Genomic DNA, 5,293 nt, shown 5'->3' with positions numbered 1-5,293 from the left:
CATAAACAGTAAACTTGAAGTAGGAATCAGAAGGGGTATTGTGACTCCGCTTGACCAGATGTAGGTAATCATTGATCCGATCAGGATCTACCAGAGTTGGAAGCTCATTGAAATGGATGGCCAGCTTGGCCAGATGCCTGGAATAGTTGGATAGTGTGCTCTTACTTTTCCCGGCTACAACAACTTTTTGCTCAAACTTGGCTAATAGTTCGCTAAAACCTGCTACATTAGAACAGGCAGTCTGGATGAGGTTTTCCTTTTTTTTTCATGATTAAAACGAGATTAAAATTGATCTAAAAAGTTACCTCTTTCTGGCTGCTCTTGAAACTACCGCAGGTTTAGTGCAACACCGCATATAGTTTATGGCGAGAGGGTTCTTAAATCGAAAGTTATTTTCTTTTTAAAAATTAATAGATAAACCCAATAACCTCGCACGTTTGCCCACCACAAAACATATGAGAGAAACGTTATAAACCAAAACCCTACATCTCATGACTCAACTCCACCTTGCCCTAGACTGGACTCCCAATATCAATCACATCGGTTTTTTTGTAGCCCAAGCTCAGGGATTTTATGCCGCTGAGGGCATTGAGGTTCATATCTCGGATCCTTCCGCAGACAATTATTCCCTGACTCCCGCCAAAAAAGTGGAATTGGGAGAGGCGGACTTCGCCCTTTGCCCCACCGAAAGTCTGATTAGCTATCAGACAAAAAAGGACCCTTTTCCCCTGAAAGCAATAGCCGCCATTCTACAGGAAGACCTGAGCGCCATAGTCGTACGAAAAGACAGCAACATACGCTCACCCAAGGACCTGGAGGGCAAAACTTACGCCTCCTATCAGGCCCGCTACGAGGATGATATCGTTCGCCAAATGATCCGAAATGAAGGAGGTAAAGGAGACCTACAAGTCATCTATCCCGAGAAATTGGGCATTTGGAACACAGTACTGTCCGGGAAATACGATGCTACATGGGTCTTTATGAATTGGGAAGGGGTACAGGTAAAGAGCTTGGGAGAGGAGCTTCGTGCCTTTAAGTTGGCTGATTATCAGATTCCCTATTCCTATTCTCCGGTTTTGGCTTGTAATGGAAATCAGATAAAAGACAAGAAAGATGCCTACCGTCGCTTTTTAAAAGGCAGTGCTGCAGGCTTTCGCTTTTCACAGGAGCAACCCGAAAAAGCCATACAAATTCTTCAGGATTTGGTGCCTGCCCAAGACCAAAATATTGACCTTAGGGAGGCTTTGCAATTGACTGTTCCTCACTTTAGCAAAGGAAAAATCTGGGGATACCTTGATGAGGAAAGGGTGGGGGAGTTTTTGTCCTGGCTTCGCGGAAATAAGCTCGAACACTCGGAGGTGGAGGTCAAGTCCCTAGTTAGTAATGAACTGCTGGATTTGAATTGAAAAAAAGGTAAAATCAAAGCCGTAAAATCTTCCTATCCAACCTCTTAAAATCTTTTTTCGTTATCTTTAAAAACATCAAACTATGAAAAAAGTATTCATTTTTTGGATAGCATTGATTTTTTGTTCCTGCGAAGGAGAAGAATCATCCATGCGCACAGATCAAAACCTATCACAAACCCTAATCGCCAGACCATGGCTTCTAAGTGTTTTTGAAGTAAATAGCATTAATCGAACAGGGGATTTTGAAGGAGTCAATTTTAATTTCTTGCCCACAGGACAAGTTGAGGTCTACCGAGGTAGCCAATTGCTAAATGAAGGAACTTGGACTACAGGAGTGGAAGGAGGTCGGGTAGTCTTCGAGCTTTCTTTTGTTGGTAATCCAGCCTATGAAGGATTTAACAGAAAGTGGTATCAAACCTTCTTAGGCTTTGATAGAATTACCTTCCGGGTAGACGAGGATGTTTTAGAGGACCGATTAGTTTTGCAAAGCTGGTATTAAATTTAACCGCCTCCTAACTAGGCCATTTATGAAAAAAAAATCTTCCTTTCCCATCCTGCTGCTTTCAGTCGTATTTTTTGCAAGTTGCCAGTCCTCGGGCAAATCAGAAAGGGAAGAGCCTAGTTCTGAGCTCTTGATCGAATCCTTCACTTCTTGGAATGGCGATTCTCTTCCTGCGTATCCCAGCGGAAAACCCAAAATCTCGATTTTCAAGTTTACGATTCCTCCCCATTCCGAATTACCGCGACATTATCATCCGGTCATCAACGCGGGGGTTTTACTTCAGGGAGAATTAACCGTCGTGGATGAAGAAGGAAATGAACTGCATATGAAAACCGGAGACCCCATCGTGGAACTTGTCAATAAAATACACTTTGGGAAAAATGAAGGAGATGAGCCTGCAGAGATCATCGTTTTCTATGCTGGAACAGAGGATGAAGAAATCGTGGTAAAGGAGTCAGGTCCGACTAACTAACGAATACCTGATTTTTGATTTTCTAAATTAGCTTCTAGATTAAAGGGAATATTGGCTCAACTTTCTTTGAATCCTGATCTTCCCAAGCAGCTTATGAAAGATGAAATTGTTTTATATAGACCTGATGAGTTAAATGAACATATTGAGGTTAGGATTGAGGAGGAAACGGTTTGGTTATCACTAAACCAAATTGCGAAGCTTTTTGAAAGAGATAAGTCTGTTATTTCAAGGCACTTAAGTAATATTTACAAAGAAGGGGAGCTCATTAAAGAAGCAACTGTTGCAAAAATTGCAACAGTTCAAATGGAAGCTGGAAGAAAAGTAACTAGGGAAATAGAATATTATAATCTTGATGCAATTATTTCTGTAGGATACCGTGTGAACTCCAAAAAAGGCACCCAATTCCGTATTTGGGCGACGAGGGTTTTAAAGGATTATTTGCTGAAAGGATACGCTATTAATTCGAGGATCAGCCAATTGGAAAATAATTTTGAGAATCTAAAAAGCAAAGTAGATCAAATTGACCTCCAAATCAGTTCTCATTTGATTCCCACTCAGGGTGTATTTTTTGATGGTCAGGTGTTTGACGCATATGAATTGGCTTCTAAAATCATTCGCTCAGCAAAGTACAGTATTGTATTAATTGATAATTATCTAGACGAAAACACCTTAATTCACTTGACTAAAAAGCAGGCAAATGTAAAAGTTCAGCTACTCACAAAATCCATAAGTAATCAATTGAAACTGGACATAAAAAAGGCTAATGAACAATACGGTAATTTTGAGATAAGAACCTTTACTCTAAGTCACGACCGATTTTTGATTATCGATGGCAAAGAAGTTTACCACTTGGGAGCCTCATTAAAAGATTTAGGTAAAAAGTGGTTTGCTTTTTCAAAAATGGACGCTAAATCAGTAGAAGGATTATTGAATCAACTAAGAGAAAATCAAACTTGATGCCCCCGTGAGTGCCTGCCTGACGGACAGTCAGGTCTCCACTCACGGGTTTTATCAAAGCAAAGAATTAAATCTACCTATCGCCTAATCTGACGGAAAGGGAAGACCACAGGAGATTCGTTTCCATCCTTCCCTACTGCAGCCACACCAAAATAGTAATTGTCTATTACGATCCCCTCCAACGTATGCTCATTTACTCCAGATACATAGACAAAACTATCCCAGGTAGGAGAGGTGGTCAATCGGAAATAAACCTTGTAACCTGCAACATTTGGATCATTACTTTCTTCCCAAGCCAAGGTAGTAGATGGACGAACAGCACCACCTATCCTCACATCCTTTGGAGCCGGCGGTGCCCAAGCCAGGCCTGCAAGTGAAATTGCATTGACGGCAGTGAGTTTTTCGGCATAGTCAAAATTGACTCCCTCGATCACATCTCCATATTCAATTCCATCTTCCAATCGGATATCCTGATGCTGTCGATTATAGTTTTCATGAGCTTCCATGATTCTCACGCCTGCAAAACCCAGATCATTGAAGGGTCTGTGATGACCTCCTCTACCAAATCGGTCCAAGCGATAAATCATCATGGGGTTCATTTCAGGCATGTAGGTCTTCACCTGTTTGTGGATATAGCGGGCCAGTTGTCTTGAGATTCCATCCACTTCTCCGCCGGTGAATCTCCTCGCGTTTCTTTGCTGTTCAGTCTCGTTGGCAGGGGTCGGTTCGGAGAAAATCCGGAAAGTTCGGTTATCAATTATTCCATCGACACCTTCGATATTTCCAATCATATCATTATTCAGTACTCCGACGATTTCCCATCCATTTTCTTGGGCATATTTTGCCAAGCCTGCACCTCCAAACAAACCTTGCTCCTCACCTGACAATCCTACAAAGGCAACACTGTGCTTAAACTTATATTTGGAAAGAACCCGAGCGGCTTCTATGGTGCCCGCCATCCCCGAGGCATTATCATTTGCCCCGGGCGCATCGATCTCAAAGTCCATCGTATCAGAAGCTCTAGAATCAATATCTCCGGACATGATCACGTGGGAATTCGGATAATCAGTCCCTCGTAAAATCGCCACTACATTCACCACGTAGGCATCTTTGGGGACACGACGATTCCCTTCTTTGGTCACCAGATCTTTTTGGTAGAAGACTTCAAGGCAACCCCCGCATTCTTCAGAAATCTTTTCAAATTCTGCCTTGATCCATCTGCGGGCTGCGCCTATTCCTCGGGTTTCCGAGAGCGTATCGGAGAAGGTATTTCTCGTTCCAAATCCTGCCAGTTTTCGAATATCATTTTCTATACGCTCTGCAGAGGTGTTTTCGATAATCTCATAAATCCGAGGATCGAGCTGCGGAGGGGCTTGCTGTGCAGTACTGATACCGATAAAAGCAAAAAACAAAACGGGAATTAAGATTCTGAGTAATTTCATGGATTGGTGATTTTAGAATGGAAATATCAGAAAAAGAGCTCTAGCGAGAAAATGAAATCTATATAAGCGGATGAAAAGTATTTCCTAGGCTCTACTATTCACCATTTGCCTTTTCAGGAAATGCATTTACAGTCTTGATCATTCCATGAAATTTCTCGACTTCCGAAAAAAAAAATTATGATTATCCGCAATCATGCCAGTATGGGTAAATTGAAGCAATAATGAGTCTGTCAAAGAGTTTTTGACCGAAGTATCTTCTGTTTAGCTTGTAACAAAACTCATCCAGATAGTTCTGCATCATTCGTTCGCTGATCATATGGTATGTCTGCAGGTGTTTCTTTAAGTTACTGATGGCAATATGAACCCATTTGAGGTTAAAATTGCCTTCTTGTGTACCAGAGATTTCTCTGACATGAACATCAATACAATCACTCAGGTCTGAGAAGGTGGTACTTTTATCTGTTTGAAGCACAGCGTTTGAATCAATGTAATCCTTGATTAAATGCTGTGCGGT

6 protein-coding genes are annotated in these 5,293 nt (G+C 41.7%); 4 read left to right on the top strand and 2 right to left on the bottom strand.

Annotation, left to right across the window (positions count from 1 at the left end; all coding sequences use genetic code 11):
- Nucleotides 1-491 precede the first annotated feature (491 nt).
- The 4 genes from BLQ57_RS20455 to rhuM all read left to right on the top strand — a co-directional run bounded on the left by BLQ57_RS20455 (nucleotide 492) and on the right by rhuM (nucleotide 3,337).
- On the top strand, nucleotides 492-1,406 hold the full coding sequence (locus tag BLQ57_RS20455) for an ABC transporter substrate-binding protein (protein WP_087941475.1): 915 nt from the start codon (nucleotides 492-494) through the stop codon (nucleotides 1,404-1,406).
- Nucleotides 1,407-1,488: 82 nt separating this feature from the next.
- Nucleotides 1,489-1,905 (top strand): hypothetical protein, encoded by a 417-nt coding sequence (locus tag BLQ57_RS20450; RefSeq protein WP_087941476.1) that lies wholly within the window; start codon nucleotides 1,489-1,491, stop codon nucleotides 1,903-1,905.
- Between the two features lie 28 nt (nucleotides 1,906-1,933).
- Nucleotides 1,934-2,380 carry a cupin domain-containing protein gene (locus BLQ57_RS20445; RefSeq protein ID WP_087941477.1) on the top strand — a complete coding sequence of 149 codons (447 nt, stop codon included), beginning with the start codon at nucleotides 1,934-1,936 and terminating at the stop codon, nucleotides 2,378-2,380.
- A 51-nt stretch (nucleotides 2,381-2,431) separates the two neighbouring features.
- Complete coding sequence (gene rhuM, locus BLQ57_RS20440) at nucleotides 2,432-3,337, top strand: virulence RhuM family protein (protein ID WP_240507892.1); 906 nt, start codon at nucleotides 2,432-2,434, stop codon at nucleotides 3,335-3,337.
- Nucleotides 3,338-3,414: 77 nt separating this feature from the next.
- Here the strand turns inward: rhuM and BLQ57_RS20435 are convergent, their stop codons facing one another.
- Nucleotides 3,415-4,779, bottom strand: coding sequence for a M28 family peptidase (locus BLQ57_RS20435; protein ID WP_087941478.1), 1,365 nt, complete (start codon nucleotides 4,777-4,779; stop codon nucleotides 3,415-3,417).
- A 181-nt stretch (nucleotides 4,780-4,960) separates the two neighbouring features.
- Nucleotides 4,961-5,293, bottom strand: a 333-nt coding sequence (locus BLQ57_RS20430) for a transposase (RefSeq protein WP_139162781.1), incomplete at its 5' end; no start/stop codon positions are given.

Origin of the sequence: Algoriphagus faecimaris, assembly GCF_900101705.1 — a bacterium.
Taxonomy (GTDB): domain Bacteria; phylum Bacteroidota; class Bacteroidia; order Cytophagales; family Cyclobacteriaceae; genus Algoriphagus; species Algoriphagus faecimaris.
This window is presented reverse-complemented; position numbering and strand designations above follow the sequence as displayed.

Bases quoted from the DNA above. Each gene is read 5' to 3' on its own strand.
- BLQ57_RS20455 (WP_087941475.1), top strand. From the start codon at position 492: ATGACTCAACTCCACCTTGCCCTAGACTGGACTCCCAATATCAATCAC.
- BLQ57_RS20450 (WP_087941476.1), top strand. From the start codon at position 1,489: ATGAAAAAAGTATTCATTTTTTGGATAGCATTGATTTTTTGTTCCTGC.
- BLQ57_RS20445 (WP_087941477.1), top strand. From the start codon at position 1,934: ATGAAAAAAAAATCTTCCTTTCCCATCCTGCTGCTTTCAGTCGTATTT.
- BLQ57_RS20435 (WP_087941478.1), bottom strand. From the start codon at position 4,779: ATGAAATTACTCAGAATCTTAATTCCCGTTTTGTTTTTTGCTTTTATC.